The organism is Streptococcus sp. KHUD_012, assembly GCF_052588255.1.
Genome location: NZ_CP159355.1, coordinates 512,061 through 533,326, shown reverse-complemented (window position 1 = coordinate 533,326; position 21,266 = coordinate 512,061). Strand labels below are relative to the sequence as shown.

The following is a 21,266-nucleotide window of genomic DNA, read 5'->3' as shown; positions in this document are numbered from 1 at the left end:
TTTTTGAGGGAAAACACTTTTTCAAAAAAGAAGAGGCTGGGACAAAAGTCCTAGCCTCTCAATTATTTTTGGATTGTCGAGCAAGACGCAGTGGTTGAGTGGGCTCTACTACGCTGATTTCATCAGCTTTTACAGCCCTACTCAACTGTGCGGAGGTGGGACGACGAAATCGAATTCTAACGAATTACCGATTTCTGTCCCACTCTCTTTCATTTTCTCTGTTGATTTGCTTGCCACAATTTTCCATAGAGGAGATAGTCGACTTCACGGAGCTCTTTCAGGTTCTGACTACCGAGCGCACAAAGGAGCAATCTGAGGTCTTCTTTCCAGCCTTGGACAAGGACGATTACTTCTTCAATACTCTTAGTCTCTACCATCTCAAGAAAAACGCGGGAAAGTCCTACGCCACGCGCTCCGAGGACCAAGGCCTTGACCATATCAAGAGGATGACGAATGCCCCCACTTGCGAGGACCTCAACCTGATCCATTTGATCCTGTAACTGTAAGAGACACTGCGCAGTTGATTGTCCCCAATCATCCAGATAAGCGCGATTGCCACCACGACGATTCTCAATATAGGCAAAACTAGTGCCACCGCGGCCAGAAATATCAACGGTTTTGATCCCAGCATCTAGCGCTGCCTGAACTGTTTTGGGATCCATCCCAAAGCCAACTTCCTTCAGGACTACAGGCACAGGAAAGCCCTGCCCATAGCTCTTGAGATGGTCTTTCCAAGTGTGGAAAATCCGCTCCCCTTCGGGCATGAGTAACTCTTGCATCAGATTCACATGGACTTGAAGAAAGAGAGGTTGTAGCTCTTCCACTGTTCGCAAGCCCAAATCTGGCTCTTTATCGATGCCAATATTGGTTGCTAAAAGAAGATGAGGATGGTCTTTTTTGACCGCATACGATTGATCGTTCGGATCCTTCAGTGCTGCGCTGTAAGAGCCAGTCACAAAGAGTATCCCACAGGCTTCGGCTACTGCTGCTAACTTTTGATTGATCTCTTTGGCCCGCTTACTCCCGCCTGTCATGGCATTGATATAAAAAGGGACCTCCCAATCACGCCCTGCGAAATGGGTTGTCAAATCAATCTCCGCTAGATCCACAAGGGGGAGGGATCGGTGAATCAGCTCGATCTCATCAAAGCTATTATAGGAGGAGCTTTGCTCCAAGGCATAACGAATATGCTGGTCTTTTCGATTTTCGCTCACGAATCTCCCATCCTTTCTTGGTAAATGACTTCAATATTCTTTTTCTTCCAGCGCTTTATCAAGATCTGAGTCTCAACTGGGTCAAAACTAAGGGCGATTCCACAGTCGCCTCCTCCAGCACCACTGGATTTGGCACAGGCAGAAAGGCCCTCTGTCGCTTCTTGTAGCTCTTTTAGAGCTGGGGTATAGATCAAAGGGTTCAAAGACTTTAGGTTCTTATCCGCACGTTTGATACTGGTCTCAATTTCCTTTTGGTTCCCTTCACGGAGGCCTTTTTCAAGATTCTTCACTGCGCTCTGACTCTCCTGAAGAAATTCTTCCTTGATCGCTCCCTTGACCTGGCGGATCAAATCACTTGAAATCGCTGGTTCCTTGGTCCAACCGACCAGAAAATCATAAGCGATGGCTGGCTGGATCGAGCAGATCTGGTAGTCCCAATCCAGGTCTAAAACTTGTGAAAGGGGCTGAGAAGTCAAGACTTCATGCAACCAATCCCGATCAAAGGACTGGTAATAAATCAAGTCCTCATAGGCAATACAAGCCAAATCCCCCATCGAACCATTGTCTCCCCTTTGCACCAAGACGACTGCGGCTAGTCGAAAGAGTAGATCCGGACTTAGGTCTACTTCATACAGAGCCGCCATGGCCTTGATGACGAGTAAAACCACACTTCCGCTGGAACCAATCCCATACTTTTTCCCCTCTTCTCCCAGCGTCCCCCTAAGATGCAGGTCAAAAGGTTTAGGAGCTATTCCCTGATCGTTCAACCATTCTTCCATGAGCTGAACCGTCTCTTGAATCAAGGCGTAGTCCTTATTTGGGGTCAAGTCCACCTTGTAACCAAAGAGATCTGAGGCTAGCTGGTAGCTTCTAGCTTCTTGGATAGTGGCTGACAAATAAATGGGGATAAACTGAATCAATGCCCCATACCCAGGCCTTAGCACAGCGTATTCTCCGGCTAGATAGAGCTTACCTCCAGTCTGTACCTGATACTTAGTCTTCATCTTGAGGGTCCTTTGTCTTAGATACGATGGTCCGATAACGGGCGTCAAATAAAGGCACCAGTTGATCTAAGTCTGCTTCTAAACAGAGGACTTTAACATTTGGCCCTGCATCCATGGTAAAGTAACAAGCATGGCCTGCCGCACGGAGTTCACGGACATAGTCCATGGCTTTGTAACTTTCTTCTGTTAAGTAGCTAAAGGCTGGTGTAGCCGTCTTGGTGGTCGCATGCATAGCAAGGGCATTGCGCTCTGTCAACTGACCGACCTGTTCAAAATCATTGGCTGCTAGGTAATCCAACATGTCCTTGTAATCCTGCATAGACTGTTCGATCCATTCTTTGAAATTGGTCGAGGTCTCCATGCAGCGTTTCATCCCTTCACGACTGGAAACAGGCTTTTGCTTGTCATTGAGAACCAGCATGATCATGGCTAATTTCAGGTCTGTCTGAACCTTGTAAACCTCGCCACTTTCTTTGTCCCAGGCTGCTAAGGGTCCAAAGAAAGAACGTGAAGAAGAACCCGAAGCAAACTTGGCTTTTTGAGCTAATTCCTCCTGACTCAAGCCCAAATCATAGTACTGATTGCAAGCCTTGACGAGAGCAGAGAGGCCGCTTGAGCTAGAGGACAAACCGGCTGCAGTTGGCATGTTGTTGCTGGTATCCACCCGAACAAATCCTGCTTCATCTGCTGGCTTCAAGCTATCAATCACAGCTCCAATTTTGGCTTGCTCAGCTGGATTTTGGAATTCCCCATCGATGTAAAATTCATGCGCAGTCGCATCTGCTGGTAAGGGAGAGAGACTCGTCTCTGTATACATATTCTCTAAGGTCAACGAAATCGAACTGGTCGAAGGGACCATCTGTTTGGCATCTTCTTTTCCCCAGTATTTGATAATCGCGATATTGGCATAGGACTTAGCCTTTACAGGTTTTCGATCCATGTATGGTGCGCTCCTTCTTTTTCTAATGCATGGGCAATGGTTGCTGCTTCACGAGAATCCTTGACGAGGGCAATCACACAGCCTCCAAGGCCGCCTCCGCTCATTTTAGCACCTAAGGCCCCATTTTCAAGGGCAACGGCGACCAGGTGGTCTGCTTTTTCACAGCTGACCCCTACGGCTCTCAAGTGGTCATGACAAGTAGTCAGAGCCTGTCCTAGGCTCATTAGATCATTCATTTTTAGAGCCTCTTCCACCTGCTGGGTCAACTGACCAATCTCATGGAAATGGGATAAAACTTCCTGCCCTTTGGCTTCCACCTTTTGAATCGCCTCACGGGTATTGCCGTGAATTCCCGTATCCGCAATCACCAAGCTCGCTTTTATACCCAGCTCCAGTGGGTAAAAGCCGACATTCCGGATGAATTTAATGGCTTGATCGCTCAAACAAGTCTTGGCATCGAGCCCACTTGGATTCATATGGGCAATAGTTTCTGCTCGGTTGACCAGGATTTCTAAGGTCTCATCATCCAGCTCTTTCTGATAATAGTCAAAAACGGCACGAATAGCGGCGATACTCACCGCCGCAGACGATCCCATCCCCCGTTTTTCCGGTACCATGGACTGAATCCGGCAGCGAATCCGGGCCTCTTTAATCCCGAGGTGCTCAAGAGACGCAAAAACCGCCATGGACAAGGTGTCATCTTCAAACAAAATCCATGGACGATCTGCCGGGACGATCTGGCAGATCACTTCGATATGATGGAGTGGCAAAGCAATAGCCGGATAACCATAGACCACCGCATGCTCTCCAATTAAGATAATTTTACTATGCGCCCTTCCGACGCCTATCTCTTTGTTCATGTTCATCTCGCTCTATTAAGGTCATTACTATTTTAATATAAATCAGCCAAAAAAGCGATGCTTTTGAAGGAAATCCAACCTAAGACGGAGTTCAAAAATGAATCTCCTACCAGTTTCTTTCTCACGGACAGACCGTAAAAGGCCAGGATCCATCATCCTAGCCTTCCATTTCTATTTTTCAAATTCTTGTTTGATCAAGTCCATCAAAGAGTTGCGGTCGAGGATCCATTGGGCCCGTTCGTCCTTCTCATAGGTCCGGTTGGACAAAAAGATCACCGCTTCCTGCCTCTTTCGATTGTACATGATGAAGGTTCCAGTATAGCCCGTATGATCTAACCAGTCCCCCTCTAGATTCCATCCGAGAGCGCGGGTCTTGCCCTCTTCACGCGCAAAATTCTGAGACAAGTCACGCGCAAAATCCTCCTTCAGATAACGCTCTAAGAAGCGCTCTAGATCAGCAACAGTTGAAAAAAGTCCAGCACTTCCCGCATGACGACCCAATACTCTCGCTTTGGGATCATGAACACTTCCAGAAGCCACTCCACGGACCGTTGGCACCGCCTTTTCGACCGGTCCAAACCGTGTCTCCGTCATCTTCCAAGGTGTAAAAATCAGCTCTTCAAATAAGCGATCCAAGGGCTGGCGAAACCTGTCTTCTAACCAAAAGCCCAGCAGAAGAAAATTGACGTCGGTGTAATGAAAACTCTTGTCTTCTTTTAACTGCAAATTTTCAAGAGCTGTTTTCAACTGTCTCGCATCCAATTGATCCCGGTTGGGGATAAAGGGATCGAGCCCAGAAGTATGGGTCAAGAGTTCCCGGATGGTCGTCTTCTCATGAGCAAAACGCGGGTAAAGCTCTTTAAAGGGGCGATCAAGCGCAAGCTCCCCTTTCGCATACAAAAAGGCACAGATGGTAGCAACTCCAACGACCTTACTGACACTAGCCAAATCATAGACCAGGTCAGCCACTACTGGCTCTCCTTTTTCAGGATCCGCTAGTCCCAGATAGTGCTCACTCCACTGACCATCGCGGTAAAGCGCAAGAGAGGCACCTGGATAGATGCCTTCTTGGATTTGTTCGGTAATTTTTTCGATGATTGCATTCACGCTCATCACTCCATTCTTATTCTTCATAAGAAATATGGACCTGATCTTGATTGGCTTCAAACCAGAGTTCGATCTGGCTTGGATCCTTGGCAATCAAGAAAGTTCCCTTACGGTGCACAAAATCGACAGTTTCTCCTAAGCTTTCTTTCAAGTCTTCCACATCAAAAGATGCCAATTCGACCTTGATCATGCTCAAATCCCAAGTAACCTTGTTCTCAACTTGGAGATCTTTTCCTTGGGCTTCTTGTAAATGGATAAAGTGGGCCAAAGCTGGCAAGTTGCTATAGAACTTCTCAGCCTCAGCAAGATCGGCCACATTGACCTCAAGAAAGTCCACATCAAAGCTGGTCAAACCTTTGAAATCTTCTGGAAGCTCAACAAGAGGCGCTTTCTCCAAAGGTTCTAGGCTTTCAAGATTTTCTTCCGCATGCACGAAAATGGTATCTCCTTGAGGAGACACAACTTCAAAGGCGCGACCATTAGCTCCTTGGTAAAGGGCGCTTGTCTCTGGCTGGCGGGCCAACAAATAATCAATTTCTTGAGCTTGTGCCACTTTCACCACGATGCGACCCAATTTCTTTGGACCTTCGACCTTACGCGAACGCATACTCGGTGACTCTTCTAAGACGATTTTTTCTACTTTTGAGGCATCTCCTAAAGACAGGAGAGCTCCTTCTTCCACTAATACTTTCATTCCCAATGTCTCTTCATAAAAGCGTTGATTGACATTTCGGTTATTCACTTTCAAGACTGGGATCACTCTTACGATCTGATTTGCTGTCATACTTTCCTCCAAGCACTTTTTATTGTAAAAGATTTTCTGGCTTTTTACAAGAAATCTTGTGCAAAAAAGACAGATTTTTCAAAAATAAAAATCTGTCTTTCTTTTTTTAGTATACTGTTCGTGTATGGACCCGCCCGTTTGGAGCTTCAAATTCGTATTCTAAGTAATCCTGATAGGTCCCTGGTGCAATCACTCCACGCACATCTAATACAGCCGTTCCTGCCTGTCCCACAATGGAATCTGCTAACAGGCAGCAATTAGTAGACAGAACAAAGTAAGATTTAAAACGCGAAGAAGTAAATTTATATAGCTCAGCCCCTAAATCATATTTCAATTTGTAAGCGTAGGTCGGCTGACCGTCTTCCAGTAACCTCCTAGGTGGATCCCAAGGTTCTAACAACTGATCAATTTCAGCTAGACGCTTCTCTACTGCCTGATTCTCTTCTTCGGTAAGGGATAGGCTGTAGCCAAACAGCGTCTTTTGACTCTCTTTTTTACATAGTTCGATGTATGGTTCCTTATCCACTTTAAACAGTACGCCATCCCCAATCGTCCCAAATAGACGCTCTGAAAAGGGATCGTAACTTCCGTAAGAAATGACCTTCCCCTGATAACAAATATCTACATGCCCAATCGCTCCAAATAAGTTGCTGTCAGAAGTATGAACCAAAATTTCTAATTCCCTTGCCTCTTCTTCTTTTTTCACCAATCGATAAGGGCCTGTGTGTCCCGCCGAGCTCCCTTTTTGAAGAAACTGGTTAAACCGTTTTAACTCCTTAGCAGGGATAAAGGCTGCAAAGATAACCGGTAGGCTAATACGAAAGCGACGTTTTAACTCTTGGCCTTGTTGGTCTTTGTCAAATAAAATACCATCTCGAATATTAGAAATCCCCAACAAGACCAGATAAGCCCCCAAGAGGATAAATTGGAAGTGCCCATCTGAACCAGGTTCCAAGACAGTTGCTAGACCAAGCCCACCGTTTAAAAGCGCATCCCATAAATAGAGCCAGCCTCCTTTTACCCGATTGGCCTTATAAAGCCAAAATGTGATCCCATAGACAATGGCACTCCCCAACTGATATGCCCCTAAACAAATCACAACTAAGTTTACGGGCAGACTACTCAGTCGATTCAACCAGATCAACGCAAGTGAAAGAAAAATAAACCAAATAGAGTGGCTATAGGAAATAGACTTGCTACGTAACAAAAAGCGAAGAAGAAAGCTTCCTAGTCCATCAACTAAAAAGTAAATGGCTAATAGATCCAAGGAAAATTTGGTGAAACCAACGCCGTTTCGAAAAATGAGAATCCCAAAAATGACGGCAAGAACCCCAAACAATAAGGTCCGTCTTCTTGCAACTTGTTCAAAAGATATTTTTTTCAATATTCCTTCTCCTTATAGACGAAAGGTCTTTAGACAAATACTATTTTATCAAGTATAATATAAGAAGTAAAGAAAAAAGAAACTGATAAAAGGAGCAGTCTATGAAATACAATCAATATAGCTATCTATCTGTTGACCAAAAAGACATTCTTAAGGAACTAAAAGAAATTGGGTTTGACCTTCCCACCCACCTCCCAGAAAAAGAACTGTTTGAATGGTTTGTCCGCAAGGTTTACTTCACCTATAAAGATACAGATTATCCCCTCTCTAACCTAGTGGTGGATTCTAAAACAGACTTTTTAACGTATATCCAATCTGACTGCGAATGGTCTCCGAACATTTTTTACACAGTAGCCCTCCAATTACTCGGTTTCCGCTATTTTATTGATTTTGAAGATACGGATAGCTTCTTGAAAGAAGTCCAATTTCCGATTGAGTATGGAAACTTGGTAGAAAACCTCTATCACCTTCTCAATACTCGAACAGTAAAAGGAAATTTACTCATCGATCAGTTGGTCAGCGATGGCTTGATTCCTGAAGATAACCAGTATCACTATTTTAACGGCAAGAGCCTCGCAACCTTTACGAGCCATGATGCCATCCGCGAGGTCGTCTATGTGGAAAGTCGGGTCGATACCGACAAAGATGGTCTGCCAGACTTGGTCAAGGTCAGCATTATCCGTCCTCGCTATGAAGGCAAGATTCCAGCTGTTATGACCGCAAGTCCTTATCACCAAGGGACCAACGATAAGGCCAGCGACAAGGCCCTCTACAATATGAATGTCGACCTCGAGGTCAAAGAACCTCATACCATTCAAGTAGAAGTACCTCAATTAGAATTGGTGGATCCTGTCGGTTCAGCTGAGCTAGTCGATGAAGCTGAAGAAACTCTCACCCATATCAATTCCAGCTATACCCTCAACGACTACCTCCTTCCACGCGGCTACGCTAATCTCTACGTATCTGGAGTGGGGACAAAAGATTCGCAAGGCTTGATGACCAATGGAAATTACCAACAAATCGAAGCCTACAAGAACGTTATCGACTGGCTCAATGGCCGTTGCCGGGCCTTTACAGATCACACACGCAAACGCCAAGTCAAAGCTGATTGGTCTAATGGAAAGGTCGCAACCACCGGGATCTCTTACCTTGGAACCATGTCTAACGGCCTTGCGACCACAGGTGTGGACGGTCTTGAAGTCATCATTGCAGAGGCTGGGATCTCTTCTTGGTACAACTACTACCGCGAAAACGGCCTCGTGACAAGTCCTGGTGGCTATCCAGGTGAAGATTTCGATTCCCTTGCCGAATTGACCTACTCGCGCAACCTTCTAGGTGGAGACTATTTGCACCATAATGCAGCCCACCAAGCCGATCTAGACATCGTGAAAAAAGAGCTGGACCGCGCTTCTGGAGACTACAATCAATTCTGGCACGACCGCAATTATCTCTTACATGCTGATCAGGTGAAGGCTGAGGTGGTCTTCACTCATGGTTCGCAAGACTGGAACGTGAAACCTCTTCACGTCTTTAATATGTTCCAGGCTCTTCCAACAAGCATCAAGAAACACCTCTTCTATCACAATGGTGCCCATGTCTATCTCAACAACTGGCAATCCATTGACTTCCGCGAAAGCATGAACGCCCTCCTCTCTAAAAAATTGCTGGGCTACGATTCAAGCTATGAATTGCCTACTGTCATCTGGCAGGACAATACAAAAGAACAAAGTTGGACTTCCTTGGATGATTTTGGCAACCAAACAAATCAGCGGACCTTCTCCCTGGGAGACGACGAAAAAGTCATCCAAAACCGCTACGAGACAAAAGATTACGAGCGCTATGGCAAGGCTTATCCGACCTTCTTAACGGACCTCTACCAGGATAAGGCGCAACAGGTGACAATTGATCTTCCAATCGAAGAAGACCTACACCTCAATGGGAAAGCTCGCCTTCACCTACGACTTCATTCCAGCACCAATAAAGGCCTGCTTTCAGCCCAACTCTTAGAGCTTGGAAGCAAGAAATACCTCCAACCCTATCCTGCAGTCTTATCGGTCCGTACGCTGGATAACGGTCGCTACCACATGCTAGACAACTTGACCGAGTTGCCATTCAAGGAGGCGGGCCAACGAGTGATTTCGAAAGGTTATCTCAACCTCCAAAATCGTCATGACCTCTTAGAGGTTGATGCCGTAACACCAGGCGAGTGGATGGAATTTGACTTTGATCTCCAACCAACCATCTACAAGCTCGAAAAAGGTGCAACTCTTCGCTTGGTCCTTTACACGACGGACTTTGAAATCACTGTGCGTGATCAAACCGATTACCAACTCACCATTGACTTAGCACAATCAAGCCTCCATCTTCCTGAAATGACAGAGGCCCACTAATCGTGGTATCAAGGCTTAGCCTTTCTTTGCTTCATTTGACAGCTTAGCCTACTTATGTTACTATCTAATAGAGTATTTCATAGAAAAAGATATTAGAGGAAGTTATGGCGATTGAAAAAACTGTCAGCGAAATTGCTGAAATTTTAGGAGTCAGCCGCCAGGCGGTCAATAACCGTGTCAAGGCGCTGGCTCCAGAAGATACCCAAAAAAACGAAAAAGGGGTTACCGTTGTAACCCGTAGTGGCTTGATCAAGCTCGAAGAAATCTACAAAAAAACTATTTTTGAAGATGAGCCAGTCAGCGATGATGTGAAGCAACGCGAATTGATGGAAATTTTGGTAGATGAAAAAAATGCTGAAATCGTCCGTCTCTACGAGCAACTCAAAGCCAAAGACGAGCAACTCGCTAAGAAAGATGAACAGTTGCGCGTGAAAGACGTTCAAATTGCTGAAAAAGACAAGCAATTAGACCAACAACAACAATTGACTTTACAAGCAATGAACGACCGCGATACCTTGAAACTGGAACTCGAACAAGCCAATGAAAAAGTTCAAGAACAAGAAAGTAAAGGTTTCTGGGCACGCGTTTTCCGTCGATAATCCGGGGCTGGATCCTACCAGTCCCTTTTCTTTTCTACCACAGGAGATTTCCCATGAAAGCATTAGAAGATTATATCGCCTTTGACCTCGAATTTAACCAATACGAAGGCGCCTATCAGATCATCCAAGTGTCTGCCGTACGTTTCACGAACGGTAAAGAAGTCAATCACTACGACTCCTACGTTTACACCGATAAGCCCCTAAAAAGCTTTATTAACGGCCTGACTGGCATTACCCAGGACAAGATCCAAAATGCCCCACAACTCGAACAGGTCCTCAGCGAATTCAAGGCCTTCGTTGGAGACCGGCCCTTGATCGGATACAATGCCAAAAAGAGCGACCTTCCCATCCTACTTGAAAATGGCTTGGATTTAGAAGACCAGTACGCTGTCGATGTCTTTGACCAAGCCTTCGAACGTCGTCCATCTGACCTTCATGGCATTAAAAATCTCCAACTCCACACCGTTGCAGCATTTCTGGGAGTTGCAGGAAATTCACACGATAGCTTAGAAGACGCCCGCATGACAGCTCTTGTTTACGAACAATTCCTCGAATTTGATCAAGGACGTACCCTCCTTGAAGAGCAAGAGAACTTCTCCACCAACCCCTTCGGAGACTTGGACTTATCCGGATTTTTTGATGAATAAAAAAAGCTCAAAACTGAGCAGTACTCCTAGAGTTAGATGTTTTCATATCTTTCTTTGGGGGTTCTTTTTATTTCATTTCTGTAAAGATTGACTAAAGTAAATTTTCATCCAACAGACAAGTAGAGCTTTTTCAAAGGCTTAACTTAAAATATTAGTTATTAAAGATTTAATCATTTCTAATTTTTTAAATATTCATTGACCAGACTTATTCTTAGATGTATAATGAGCATGTAAAATATATCACAAAGAATAATATGTAATAAGATTTAATGATTACATCTGATATTTCTCAATCATAGGGTTCTATTTTCTAGGAGAGATTTATGATTCATATCTTTAAATATCTTGATAAAAAAACAAAATACCTAACCATTATTGGAGCACTGGCAAATGGGGGTCTCGCATTAGGTCAACCTTTGGTTGTTGCCAAAGCACTATCGATAGATCAAAATAACCTTACCTATTCCTCTATTTGGAAATTTGCTCTCTTTGGTTTTTCTGTCTATTTCGCTTTGTATAGTCTAATGTTATTTTGTAATCATGCAAATAATGTCTTTAGACGTGAAATTCACATGAATATCCGAACGGCCCTTTTTCAGAAGTTAATGGAAGACAGGGAATATAGTGAAGATGAAAAGATTACCTTGCTGACACAGGATATGGAATTTCTAGGAGATAACTTTTTTGAACGCTATATGTCTATTTCATGTTGGGGATTTGGAGCACTGATTACGGCGATCTATATCATTGCCCAAAATGTTTTATTGGGTTCTATCTTTGTTTTCTTCACAATCTTACGTCCCATTCCACAATTCTTGATGAATAATAAGCTAAAGAATTCAGGGGATGAAATGTCTCAGGGAAGAACAGCTGTTCATAACCAAATCTCTGATAGTATTCGAGGAGCTCAGACCTTGCGGATGAATCAAGCCTTGCCTGAAAATTCTCAGCGCGTCTGGAATATCAATCTTCGTTATCAACGAGCTATTCAAAGGTTTGCTTTTACCCATAATATTGTTTTCTTTTGTAATGGTTTTATGGTCTTTCTGAGCCAAGTACTCCCCTTGGTATTAGGGTTCTTCCTTGCTATGCAGGGTCATCATGTTTCAGTGGCTAGCCTGGTTGCTATGTATATTGCTGCTGGTCAACTGGTAGGGCCTATCCAAAATATCATGTATGATGTGGTTGAAGTACAAGGAGCCAAAACAACGGCAGAAAAGATTTTCGGAATTTTAAATCGAGCAGATGATAGTGAATCGGACAATCATTCGATCTCCCAAGTAGAAGAGCTAGAAATTTCCCATTTAAGTAAATCTTATAACGGTAGAGAGATTCTTCGCGATCTTAATCTAGCCATTCGACAAGGCGAAAAAGTCCTCATCAAAGGGCCAAGTGGCTGTGGGAAATCAACCCTCTTCCGAATGATCACAGGAGAAGAAAAGCCGGATGCCGGAACGATTACTTGTCGTACAAGAGATGGAGTTAAAACAAGTCACTTTGTTCGTCAGGTAGGCATTATCAGCCAGCATCCTTTCCTCTTTAATGATACTATTCGCTACAATCTCAGTTTGGGACAGGAGTTTTCAGATCAAGAATTAGAGACTGTTTTAAGACAGGTCAAACTCGACCATGAACTAACTGATGGGCTTGATTTTGTAATCACTAATAACGGAGAAAATATTTCAGGCGGACAACGTGTCCGGATTGAACTAGCCCGCTTCCTACTTCGTAAAAAGGATATTTTATTAGCAGATGAGGTAACTGCAGCTCTTGACGCAGAAAATAGTCAGATGGTTCGAGACTTGATTTTCTCACTACCGATGATGGTGTTAGAAATCGCTCACCATATCGATGATGAAAGTCGATACGATCAAGTCATTGAACTAAGAAAAGAATAAAATTGCTGACATAAACCTAAAAATATATCGTTAGTGTTTCAAAGAAAGAAAATACTAAAACTTTCCGCCGTGAGAAAAGTGCCTGAAACAATAACGTTTCAGGCACTCGGAATTATTGAGACCTTAGGCTCAATAATTAGTCTTGGAACTTCGAAGAAGTTCGCTGACGTCCGTACTCACCCAAGGAAAGTTTTTAATATGACTTTGTCTTCAATCTGAAAAAGGCTCAAAACTGAGCCTCTTTTGAGTTAATGAAAACTTCCTTAGCTTAAAATGGTAATTTCCCTGCGAAAGCACCGAGTTTTTTCTTGGTTGCAGCATCAATTTCTTCAATGGCAGCATTGATGGCTTGAACCGTCATATCAGAAAGAGTTTCTGTATCTTCAGGATCGACCACTGCAACATTGAAATCAATGGAGACGACCTTCTTATCACCTGTAAGAGTCGCGACAACCAAATCTTGAGCAGATTTTCCGACAAATTGAGTTGCAGCTAGCTCCGCTTGGCTTTGCTCCATTTGCTTTTGCAATTTTTGAGCTTGCTTCATCATATTTTGCATATTCATCATAGCAATAACATTCCTTCCAAATTGTGAAATTTACAGTTCATTATACCATTTTTTAGACGCTTGGAAAAGCCTAGGTGAGGGAACTCTGACATCATGCCTGCTGTTTCAGGCAATTTCATGAAGAGAGAAAAGAGTTTTGAAATCTGTGGGCCTCATCTTCCCTTAAAAGCCAGAATGTTCTTTCAAATACTCCTCTTCTTCCTTGGTCGAAGGCCGTCCTAAGATGGCATTCCGATGTGGATAACGCCCAAATTGTTGAAGAATGTCCATGTGCATCTTCTCATACTTCAAACGCTTTTCTAAGCCCGGTTGATCAAATAGGCGCAGAGCTTCTTCATGAATGGTTAAAGATTCCGAATGCATAAAAGGCATGTAGAAAAATCCTCTTTGTACAACTGGTAGATCCAAGGCTTGCTCTAAGCCTTCTTGGGCCAAGACCAAGGCAAGCGAATCGGTCATAAAGGCTTGGGCCGTCCCTCGAAAAATATTCCGAGGGATTTGGTCCAAAAGCAAAATCTCTGCCAAGCGCCCTTGGGCGGAAGCGCGCCAGCTGAACAATTCTCCACGACTGGCCTTCCAATAAAGTTCTTCAAAGCGCACGCGCATTTCTTGATCCAGTGCGTCTGATTTTTTGAACCAATCCTCTGGCTTCAACTCTTCAAACCAGAACCTTATCACTTCCTTCATTGCTTAACCTGCCATAATTTTTTCTTTTGTTTTTTCATCCAATGAATCATTCATCCGGCCGTATTTATATCCAGCCAAATCCAAGGCTACATAGGTAAATCCGATTTTTTTCATGTAGTCATTGATCTTGTCATGCAGTTGGATGGCTTCAAGCAGATGGTCTTCTTCCACTTCGATGCGCGCCAAGTCTCCATGCACACGCACACGGGCTTGCTCAAAGCCAAGTCCTACAAGGAACTCTTCCCCTTCAAAAACCCGTTGCACATTTTCTGAAGTGATTTTCACCCCGTATGGGAAGCGTGAGGCAACGCTACAAGATGGCACCTTATTCCAATTGGAGACCCCTCTTTCCTTGGCCAATTGACGAATTTCTGTCTTATAGAGGCCCGCTTCTTGCAAGACACTGCGGACACCCGCTTCGTCCCGAGCCTTGATACCAGGGCGGAAATCGTCGATATCATCCATAATCATACCGTCCACCAATTGCTTAAAGCCCAGTTCTGTAACTGACTCCTTAATAGTTTGGTACATCAATTGTTTGGTGTAATACCAAATATTGGGCGTATTGGCAGCAATCCGTGGATCACTCAATTCTCTCATTTCCAGTCCAAGCACAGGTGCTCCTAGCTGATCGGCCAAGTCGAGCGCTAGATCGAATTCTTCATTTGAAAACATCTCAGAGTTCACGACGGCCGCAATAACATTGTCAGGTCCCAAGGTATCCAAGGCCACCTTCAAGAGATAAGAGCTGTCAATCCCACCTGAATAGGTAACGGCTACCTTTCCGATTTTTCGTAAAATATCTTGTAATTTTTCTTCTTTTTCTTTTCTGATTTGTGCTTCTGTTGCCATGTTAGAATGTTTCCCTTCCAATAAATTCTTCGATTCGTTCGATGTCCAAAATAACGATCTTTTGCTGTCGAATGTCTAAAACACCCTCCCGTTTTAATTCGTTCAGGATGCGGTTGACACTGTTTCGGGTTGAGATCCCACAAAAACCAGCAATATCTTCATTGGTAATATTAAAATCAATCAAGATACCATCGTCCTGCTCTACCCCAAATAAGCTGCACAGCTTTTGTAGGTGAAAACAAACTGCGCCTTTTTTCCCATTCATCATCATGTACTGCTGGGATTCCATACTCTCAGACAGTTTATTGCGATAATAATCCCGTACGTAATCTTGCAGTTCCTTTTTCTCTTTGACAAAGGTCCAGAACTTGACCCGAGGAATCCGGTAAAAACTAGCCTCAGCTGTCTCGACGCGCACGTTAAAAGGCGAGTCCGTATAATTGGATACCTCATCCCGTAACAAGGAGACAATATCGGTCGCTTTTAAATAGGAAAAGTTAAATTCTCGACCATCACGCATGATGACACTGGTCTTGACAACCCCTTCTTTTAAAATATAGATATAGTCCTCTTTAATCCCGCGATAAGAGAGGTAGCTGTGGTATTTTTTCTTGATAATTGGCGTTCGCCTCTCTTCCAAGAATTTCACTAAAAATGCTGAATCCACGCGCGTTTTTCCTCCTGTTTTGGCTCTTCATAGAAGTCACACTAATGATACACCTGTTCTTAAACAACATAGTTAACATTTGTTGACATCAATTGGTGCACACCTCTTTTTAAAAAGAATTATACTATAAGTATCAGTATTAATAAAGGAGATCGCAAATAATGGTAGAAATTAAATTACCGTACGACAAAAAATCGATTGTTGCAAAGATTCCAGACGAAAACTTTGCAGGATTGTTAGAGTCTAAGGCGGAAAACTTCCATAACCCACTGTCTGAAGAAGAAACTGTTGAACGTTCAATGGACAACCCTATCGGCAGCCCAACTTTGGAAGAACTTGCTAAAGGCAAAAAAGACATCGTGTTGATCAGTTCTGACCACACTCGTCCCGTTCCTTCTCACATCATCACTCCAATCATTTTGCGTCGTATTCGCTCAGTTAACCCTGATGCACGCGTGCGTATCTTGGTTGCTACTGGTTTCCACCGTCCTTCAACTCGTGAAGAATTGATCAATAAATACGGCCAAGAAATCGTTGACAATGAAGAAATCGTTATGCACATTTCAACAAACGACGATGACATGGTGAAAATCGGTCAACTTCCTTCAGGTGGTGATTGTATCATCAACAAGATCGCTGCTGAAGCTGACTTGTTGCTAGCAGAAGGATTCATCGAATCTCACTTCTTTGCTGGATTCTCAGGTGGACGTAAATCAGTCCTTCCAGGTATCGCTTCATACAAAACTATCATGGCGAACCACTCAGGTGACTTCATCAATTCTGATAAGGCACGTACTGGTAACCTTGACCACAACCCAATCCACGAAGATATGCTTTACGCTGCTCGTACTGCAAACTTGGCCTTCATCGTCAATGTTGTATTGGACGGCGAAAAACACATCATCGGATCTTTCGCTGGGGACATGGTTGAAGCCCACAAAGTTGGTTGTGACTTCGTTGCAGACTTGGCACGTGTGTCTAAGATCGAAAGCGACATCACAATTTCTACAAACGGTGGTTTCCCACTTGACCAAAACATCTACCAAGCTGTTAAAGGGATGACTGCAGCCGAAGCTTCTAACAAAGAAGGCGGAACAATCATCATGGTTGCTGGATGTGCAGACGGTCACGGTGGAGAAGGTTTCTATCGCAACCTTGCTGACGTAGAAGATCCAAAAGAATTCTTGGACCAAGCTATCAATACACCTCGTTTAGAGACTGTCCCAGACCAATGGACTTCTCAAATCTTGGCACGTATTTTGGTACACCACCATGTTATCTTTGTATCTGACCTTGTAGATCCTGCTTTGATTACAGGTATGCACATGGAACTTGCAACTTCATTTGACGAAGCACTTGAAAAAGCCTTTGCACGTGAAGGAAAAGATGCTAAAGTAACAGTTATCCGCGACGGACTTTCTGTCGTTGTTGAATAGAATCAAACATGGATTTTCAACCCAATCTAGAACAGACACTCCGTTCTTTGCAAGCAGGTCATCTCTCCGTTGAGGATGCGCTTGAGCAAATCAATGGAGTTAAAGAACTAGGGTATGCAGCAATTGATACTGACCGGCAACGTCGCAACGGCTTCCCTGAGGTCGTATACGGCGAAGGAAAGACAGTTGAGCAAATTGAAGGGATCCTGCAATTTCTTTCAGAAAAAGAATTGCCGATCCTCACAACAAGAGTCTCTCTCCAAAAGGGAGAGGCTCTTTCTCAGCGCTTTCCGACTGGCCACTATTATCCAGAAGCCCGCTGCTTCGTTCTCAACTCTAAAAAGGAAGAAGCCGATCCTGAACACTACATTGCGGTCGTCACAGCAGGGACAAGTGATGTTCCTGTTGCAGAAGAAGCTGCAGTCACTGCAGAAACCTTTGGCCATTCGGTTCGCCGAATCTATGATGTGGGAGTCGCCGGTATCCATCGCCTCTTCAATCGCTTAGAAGAGATCCAAAAAGCCAGTGTGATCATCGTGATTGCCGGTATGGAAGGAGCTCTTGTCAGTGTCGTAGGAGGCCTTGTGGATGTTCCCGTTATTGCCGTTCCGACTAGCATTGGATACGGAAGCAACCTTCAAGGGCTAACAACCTTGATGAGTATGTTGACCTCTTGCGCTTCTGGCGTAACGGTCGTCAACATTGATAACGGATTTGGTGCAGCTTATTCAGCATGTATGATCAATCGACTCAACCACAATCGAAAGGAAAACTGATGACCAGTCTATTTTTAGAACCTTTTTCTGGAATAAGTGGCGATATGCTCAATGGTCTTCTTGTGGACCTTGGGGCAGATGTCGAACTTCTTCACACAGAACTCGAGAAACTGGGAGTGGATGGTTTCCACCTCCACGTTCATCGCCTCGCAAAAAGCGCAATTTGGGGAACTGATTTCGATGTTCACCTTCACCACGGGGAGAAAGATACGGGGATTGAAGGTGATTTTGATCACGATCATGAACATCATCACGATCATGAACATCATCACGATCACGAACATCATCACGATCACGAACATCATCACGATCACGAACATCATCACGATCACGAACATCATCACGATCACGAACATCATCACGATCATGAACACCATCATGGCCATTCCCACGCGGATGCTCGCAGTTATGCGGATATCCACGATTTGATTGCCGCTTCACAGTTGAGTCCTTTTGTGAAAGAAAAAAGTCTTGAAGTCTTTCTTGATATCGCAAAGGCCGAAGCAGCTGTGCATAACATGCCTGTCGAACAGATTCATTTCCATGAAATTGGTGCAATTGACTCCATCGTCGACATCGTTAGCTTTTTCATCCTAGTGGAATCGCTCGGTATCGATACAGTTTACTCCACTCCTCTCACTGAGGGAAGTGGGACCATTTCAGTTGCCCATGGAGAAATGCCTGTTCCGGTTCCCGCTGTGATGCAATTGAGAAAAGGAACGACTATTCCGATTACTCAAGACTTCACAGTCAAAACGGAGTTGATTACTCCAACAGGGTTAGCCCTCCTTAAAGCATTGTCCCCAATCTTTGAACCAATCCCCTCTCACCTTTCCATCGAAAGTGTTGGCTATGGATTTGGTAAAAGAGAGACTGGAAAATTCAATGCTTTACGCGGTTCGCTATTGAAGGAAGACTCCTCACATAGCACGACCACCGTCCACCACACCGATGATCGCATCGTTGAAATAACCACAACGATTGATGATCAAACACCAGAACAACTGGCTTATATTCTAAATCGGTTCTTGGATGCTGGCGCTTTGGATGTCTACTATCGTAGCATCGTTATGAAAAAGAATCGCCCTGGCTTTGAGTTGATTCTCTTGATTCAAGGAAGTCAGTTGGAAGATTTTTCAACCCTCTTGTTCAAAGAAACCAGTACCATTGGTTTTCGATACCAACAAGTTGACCGCAAGGTCATGCAACGTCGATTTGAACAAATCGATACGGAATTTGGAACCGTTACGGTTAAAATCAATCAATACGGATCCATCACTAAGAAGACTCTTGAATACGAAGACTGTCAGCGTATTGCTAAGGAGATGCAGTTACCGATTCAAGAAGTTTATCACCAATTACAAAAATATATTTATTAATTTAGGAGACATTTATTAACATGACACATCAATTACTTGCAGAAGTTATGAGTACAGCTTTGATGATTATCTTCGGGGTTGGCGTACACTGTGACGACGTTTTGAAGAAAACAAAATATGCTGGAACTGGACACTTATTCGCGATTACTACATGGGCATTCGGTATCACTGTCTGCTTGTTCATCTTTGGCGGCGTTTCAATGAACCCTGCAATGGCTTTGTTGAAAGTCCTTCTTGGTAAATTGACAATCGCTCAATTCTTCCCAATCGCAATCGCTGAATTCATCGGTGCCTTCCTTGGAGCTGTCATTGCTTACTTTATGTATGCTGACCACTTCAAGATTTCTGAAGGTCAAATTGATGGTGTTGCTATCCGTAACATCTTCTCAACTAACCCTAACTGCCGTAACCTTCCACGTAACTACTTCGTCGAAGCGTTCGCAACTTTCATCTTCTTGACTTCTATCATGGCTGCTGAACATGCCAACGAAGCAATGCTTCCATTCCATGTTGGTTTGATTGTTTGGGCTATCGGTATGGGTCTTGGTGGTACCACAGGTTTCGCCATGAACCAAGCGCGTGACCTTGGACCTCGTTTTGCTTACCAAATCTTACCAATCAAAAATAAAGTAAACAACGACTGGCAATATGGTCTTATTGTACCAGGTACTGCTCCATTTGTTGGTGCTGTCCTTGCCTTCTTCTTCATCCGTCACTTCCTTGGAATCATGTAATGAGTTGATCGAAGAATCATTTAAAAGCGAGTATCAAAAGATGCTTGCTTTTTTGATTCCTTCATTTTCCTAAGCCAACCATAAAATGATATAATGGACAAAGCAAATCACGAAAGAAACAAGAGAAGGAAGATCGATATGACTCACTATCAAACTATTGTTATTGGAGGCGGACCCGCTGGGATGATGGCGACCATTGCTAGTGCCTCTTATGGCCAATCCACCCTGCTCATCGAAAAGAATAAAAAACTGGGCAAGAAACTCGCAGGTACCGGAGGGGGTCGCTGTAATGTCACAAACAACGGGACCTTAGACGATTTGATGGCCGGTATCCCTGGAAATGGCCGTTTCCTTTACAGTGTGTTTTCCCAATTTGATAATCATGATATCATCCAATTTTTCACCGATAATGGCGTCAAGCTAAAAGTCGAAGACCATGGTCGGGTCTTTCCTGTTAGTGATCAATCCCGCACCATTATTCAAGCCTTAGAAAATAAGATCCTTGAGCTTGGTGCTAGTATTGCCACCAACTGTGAAGTGGTCTCTGTCACCAAGCCAGAAGACGTCTTCATCGTCAAATCAGCTGAAAACACTTGGACAGCCGATAAGCTGATCGTCACAACTGGAGGCAAATCCTACCCTTCTACCGGCTCTACTGGCTACGGACACGAAATTGCCCGCCACTTCAAACATAGCATAACGGATCTCGAAGCTGCAGAAAGTCCTCTTTTAACAGATTTTCCACACAAGGCCCTCCAAGGCATTTCTCTGACAGATGTGACCCTCAGCTACGGCAAACACATCATCACACACGACCTTCTCTTTACACATTTCGGTCTTTCTGGCCCTGCAGCCCTTCGGATGTCCAGCTTTGTTAAAGGCGGGGAAATATTATCTCTGGACCTCCTTCCGACTACTTCTTCTCAAGACTTAAAAGACTTTCTAGAAGAGCATCGAGAAAAGGCGATTAAAAATAGCCTCAAAGCCCTTCTTCCTGAACGATTAGCCGATTTCTTGGCGCAAGGATTCCCTGAAAAAGCCAAGCAACTCACTCCTCCTCAGATAGAAGAGCTCATTAAAAAAATCAAAGAGATGCCTATTCCTGTCACTGGGAAGATGTCTCTAGCTAAGTCCTTTGTAACCAAGGGCGGCGTCAGCCTCAAAGAAATCAATCCCAAAACCCTAGAAAGTAAGCTAGTTCCTGGGCTCCACTTTGCAGGAGAAGTCCTCGATATCAATGCCCATACAGGCGGTTTTAATATCACATCCGCCCTCTGTACCGGTTGGGTAGCAGGAAGCCCTCATTACTAAAAAAACGAACTCGATTTTCCATCGAGTTC

20 protein-coding genes are annotated in these 21,266 nt (G+C 44.0%); 9 read left to right on the top strand and 11 right to left on the bottom strand.

From position 1 onward, the window contains the following. Positions 1 to 209: 209 nt before the first annotated feature. The 7 genes from fni to ABVF55_RS02560 form a co-directional block, all read right to left on the bottom strand. The gene (gene fni, locus ABVF55_RS02590; RefSeq protein WP_445285469.1) at positions 210 to 1,214 is read right to left on the bottom strand and encodes a type 2 isopentenyl-diphosphate Delta-isomerase; all 1,005 of its coding nucleotides are present in this window, start codon (positions 1,212 to 1,214) and stop codon (positions 210 to 212) included. Continuing rightward, positions 1,211 to 2,218, bottom strand: a complete 1,008-nt coding sequence (locus tag ABVF55_RS02585) for a phosphomevalonate kinase (protein ID WP_445285468.1) — start codon at positions 2,216 to 2,218, stop codon at positions 1,211 to 1,213. Before ABVF55_RS02585 ends, fni begins: the two co-directional genes overlap by 4 nt. After that, entirely contained in the window at positions 2,208 to 3,158 is a 951-nt protein-coding gene (mvaD, locus tag ABVF55_RS02580) for a diphosphomevalonate decarboxylase (protein ID WP_445285467.1), read from the bottom strand. Before mvaD ends, ABVF55_RS02585 begins: the two co-directional genes overlap by 11 nt. Continuing rightward, a complete protein-coding gene (gene mvk, locus ABVF55_RS02575; protein WP_223345331.1) occupies positions 3,140 to 4,018 on the bottom strand; it encodes a mevalonate kinase in 879 nt (292 codons plus the stop codon). The genes mvaD and mvk overlap by 19 nt, the downstream gene beginning before the upstream one ends. Before the next feature lie 171 nt (positions 4,019 to 4,189). Next, positions 4,190 to 5,131 (bottom strand): serine hydrolase domain-containing protein, encoded by a 942-nt coding sequence (locus tag ABVF55_RS02570; protein ID WP_070675421.1) that lies wholly within the window; start codon positions 5,129 to 5,131, stop codon positions 4,190 to 4,192. Between the two features lie 10 nt (positions 5,132 to 5,141). Continuing rightward, the gene (locus ABVF55_RS02565; RefSeq protein ID WP_070675424.1) at positions 5,142 to 5,909 is read right to left on the bottom strand and encodes a CppA N-terminal domain-containing protein; all 768 of its coding nucleotides are present in this window, start codon (positions 5,907 to 5,909) and stop codon (positions 5,142 to 5,144) included. A 106-nt stretch (positions 5,910 to 6,015) separates the two neighbouring features. Continuing rightward, positions 6,016 to 7,293, bottom strand: a complete 1,278-nt coding sequence (locus tag ABVF55_RS02560; RefSeq protein WP_023919173.1) for an HdeD family acid-resistance protein — start codon at positions 7,291 to 7,293, stop codon at positions 6,016 to 6,018. Between the two features lie 101 nt (positions 7,294 to 7,394). Between ABVF55_RS02560 and ABVF55_RS02555 the strand changes: the two genes are divergently transcribed. The 4 genes from ABVF55_RS02555 to ABVF55_RS02540 all read left to right on the top strand — a co-directional run bounded on the left by ABVF55_RS02555 (position 7,395) and on the right by ABVF55_RS02540 (position 12,827). Next, entirely contained in the window at positions 7,395 to 9,683 is a 2,289-nt protein-coding gene (locus ABVF55_RS02555; RefSeq protein WP_445285466.1) for a Xaa-Pro dipeptidyl-peptidase, read from the top strand. Between the two features lie 104 nt (positions 9,684 to 9,787). Then, the gene (locus ABVF55_RS02550) at positions 9,788 to 10,282 is read left to right on the top strand and encodes a DUF536 domain-containing protein (protein WP_003008835.1); all 495 of its coding nucleotides are present in this window, start codon (positions 9,788 to 9,790) and stop codon (positions 10,280 to 10,282) included. Between the two features lie 53 nt (positions 10,283 to 10,335). Next, positions 10,336 to 10,929 carry a 3'-5' exonuclease gene (locus tag ABVF55_RS02545; protein WP_445285465.1) on the top strand — a complete coding sequence of 198 codons (594 nt, stop codon included), beginning with the start codon at positions 10,336 to 10,338 and terminating at the stop codon, positions 10,927 to 10,929. A gap of 323 nt (positions 10,930 to 11,252) precedes the next feature. After that, positions 11,253 to 12,827, top strand: a complete 1,575-nt coding sequence (locus ABVF55_RS02540; RefSeq protein ID WP_445285464.1) for an ATP-binding cassette domain-containing protein — start codon at positions 11,253 to 11,255, stop codon at positions 12,825 to 12,827. Positions 12,828 to 13,095: 268 nt separating this feature from the next. On the opposite strand, the gene ABVF55_RS02535 is transcribed toward ABVF55_RS02540, so the two are convergent. The 4 genes from ABVF55_RS02535 to ABVF55_RS02520 form a co-directional block, all read right to left on the bottom strand. After that, positions 13,096 to 13,395, bottom strand: a complete 300-nt coding sequence (locus ABVF55_RS02535) for a YbaB/EbfC family nucleoid-associated protein (protein ID WP_021153902.1) — start codon at positions 13,393 to 13,395, stop codon at positions 13,096 to 13,098. A 162-nt stretch (positions 13,396 to 13,557) separates the two neighbouring features. Beyond that, on the bottom strand, positions 13,558 to 14,082 hold the full coding sequence (locus ABVF55_RS02530) for a DUF924 family protein (protein WP_445285463.1): 525 nt from the start codon (positions 14,080 to 14,082) through the stop codon (positions 13,558 to 13,560). A gap of 3 nt (positions 14,083 to 14,085) precedes the next feature. After that, complete coding sequence (gene larE / locus ABVF55_RS02525) at positions 14,086 to 14,934, bottom strand: ATP-dependent sacrificial sulfur transferase LarE (RefSeq protein WP_049489290.1); 849 nt, start codon at positions 14,932 to 14,934, stop codon at positions 14,086 to 14,088. Between the two features lies 1 nt (position 14,935). After that, on the bottom strand, positions 14,936 to 15,601 hold the full coding sequence (locus ABVF55_RS02520; protein WP_070594487.1) for a Crp/Fnr family transcriptional regulator: 666 nt from the start codon (positions 15,599 to 15,601) through the stop codon (positions 14,936 to 14,938). 161 nt (positions 15,602 to 15,762) lie between these two features. Here ABVF55_RS02520 and larA point away from each other — a divergent pair, with 161 nt between their 5' ends. From larA to ABVF55_RS02495, 5 genes are all read left to right on the top strand, one after another. After that, positions 15,763 to 17,037: a nickel-dependent lactate racemase gene (gene larA, locus ABVF55_RS02515; RefSeq protein WP_257738758.1), complete on the top strand. Its 1,275-nt coding sequence runs from the start codon at positions 15,763 to 15,765 to the stop codon at positions 17,035 to 17,037. An 8-nt stretch (positions 17,038 to 17,045) separates the two neighbouring features. Further along, complete coding sequence (gene larB, locus ABVF55_RS02510) at positions 17,046 to 17,813, top strand: nickel pincer cofactor biosynthesis protein LarB (protein WP_320909705.1); 768 nt, start codon at positions 17,046 to 17,048, stop codon at positions 17,811 to 17,813. Continuing rightward, complete coding sequence (gene larC, locus ABVF55_RS02505) at positions 17,813 to 19,192, top strand: nickel pincer cofactor biosynthesis protein LarC (protein ID WP_445285462.1); 1,380 nt, start codon at positions 17,813 to 17,815, stop codon at positions 19,190 to 19,192. The genes larB and larC overlap by 1 nt, the downstream gene beginning before the upstream one ends. 20 nt (positions 19,193 to 19,212) lie before the next feature. After that, the gene (larD, locus tag ABVF55_RS02500; protein WP_445285461.1) at positions 19,213 to 19,926 is read left to right on the top strand and encodes a D/L-lactic acid transporter LarD; all 714 of its coding nucleotides are present in this window, start codon (positions 19,213 to 19,215) and stop codon (positions 19,924 to 19,926) included. A gap of 138 nt (positions 19,927 to 20,064) precedes the next feature. Continuing rightward, positions 20,065 to 21,237 (top strand): NAD(P)/FAD-dependent oxidoreductase, encoded by a 1,173-nt coding sequence (locus ABVF55_RS02495; protein ID WP_320909703.1) that lies wholly within the window; start codon positions 20,065 to 20,067, stop codon positions 21,235 to 21,237. Positions 21,238 to 21,266 lie beyond the last annotated feature (29 nt).

Bases quoted from the DNA above. Each gene is read 5' to 3' on its own strand.
- ABVF55_RS02585 (WP_445285468.1), bottom strand. From the start codon at position 2,218: ATGAAGACTAAGTATCAGGTACAGACTGGAGGTAAGCTCTATCTAGCC.
- mvaD (WP_445285467.1), bottom strand. From the start codon at position 3,158: ATGGATCGAAAACCTGTAAAGGCTAAGTCCTATGCCAATATCGCGATT.
- mvk (WP_223345331.1), bottom strand. From the start codon at position 4,018: ATGAACAAAGAGATAGGCGTCGGAAGGGCGCATAGTAAAATTATCTTA.
- ABVF55_RS02570 (WP_070675421.1), bottom strand. From the start codon at position 5,131: ATGAGCGTGAATGCAATCATCGAAAAAATTACCGAACAAATCCAAGAA.
- ABVF55_RS02565 (WP_070675424.1), bottom strand. From the start codon at position 5,909: ATGACAGCAAATCAGATCGTAAGAGTGATCCCAGTCTTGAAAGTGAAT.
- ABVF55_RS02555 (WP_445285466.1), top strand. From the start codon at position 7,395: ATGAAATACAATCAATATAGCTATCTATCTGTTGACCAAAAAGACATT.
- ABVF55_RS02550 (WP_003008835.1), top strand. From the start codon at position 9,788: ATGGCGATTGAAAAAACTGTCAGCGAAATTGCTGAAATTTTAGGAGTC.
- ABVF55_RS02545 (WP_445285465.1), top strand. From the start codon at position 10,336: ATGAAAGCATTAGAAGATTATATCGCCTTTGACCTCGAATTTAACCAA.
- ABVF55_RS02540 (WP_445285464.1), top strand. From the start codon at position 11,253: ATGATTCATATCTTTAAATATCTTGATAAAAAAACAAAATACCTAACC.
- ABVF55_RS02535 (WP_021153902.1), bottom strand. From the start codon at position 13,395: ATGATGAATATGCAAAATATGATGAAGCAAGCTCAAAAATTGCAAAAG.
- ABVF55_RS02530 (WP_445285463.1), bottom strand. From the start codon at position 14,082: ATGAAGGAAGTGATAAGGTTCTGGTTTGAAGAGTTGAAGCCAGAGGAT.
- larE (WP_049489290.1), bottom strand. From the start codon at position 14,934: ATGGCAACAGAAGCACAAATCAGAAAAGAAAAAGAAGAAAAATTACAA.
- larA (WP_257738758.1), top strand. From the start codon at position 15,763: ATGGTAGAAATTAAATTACCGTACGACAAAAAATCGATTGTTGCAAAG.
- larB (WP_320909705.1), top strand. From the start codon at position 17,046: ATGGATTTTCAACCCAATCTAGAACAGACACTCCGTTCTTTGCAAGCA.
- larC (WP_445285462.1), top strand. From the start codon at position 17,813: ATGACCAGTCTATTTTTAGAACCTTTTTCTGGAATAAGTGGCGATATG.
- larD (WP_445285461.1), top strand. From the start codon at position 19,213: ATGACACATCAATTACTTGCAGAAGTTATGAGTACAGCTTTGATGATT.
- ABVF55_RS02495 (WP_320909703.1), top strand. From the start codon at position 20,065: ATGACTCACTATCAAACTATTGTTATTGGAGGCGGACCCGCTGGGATG.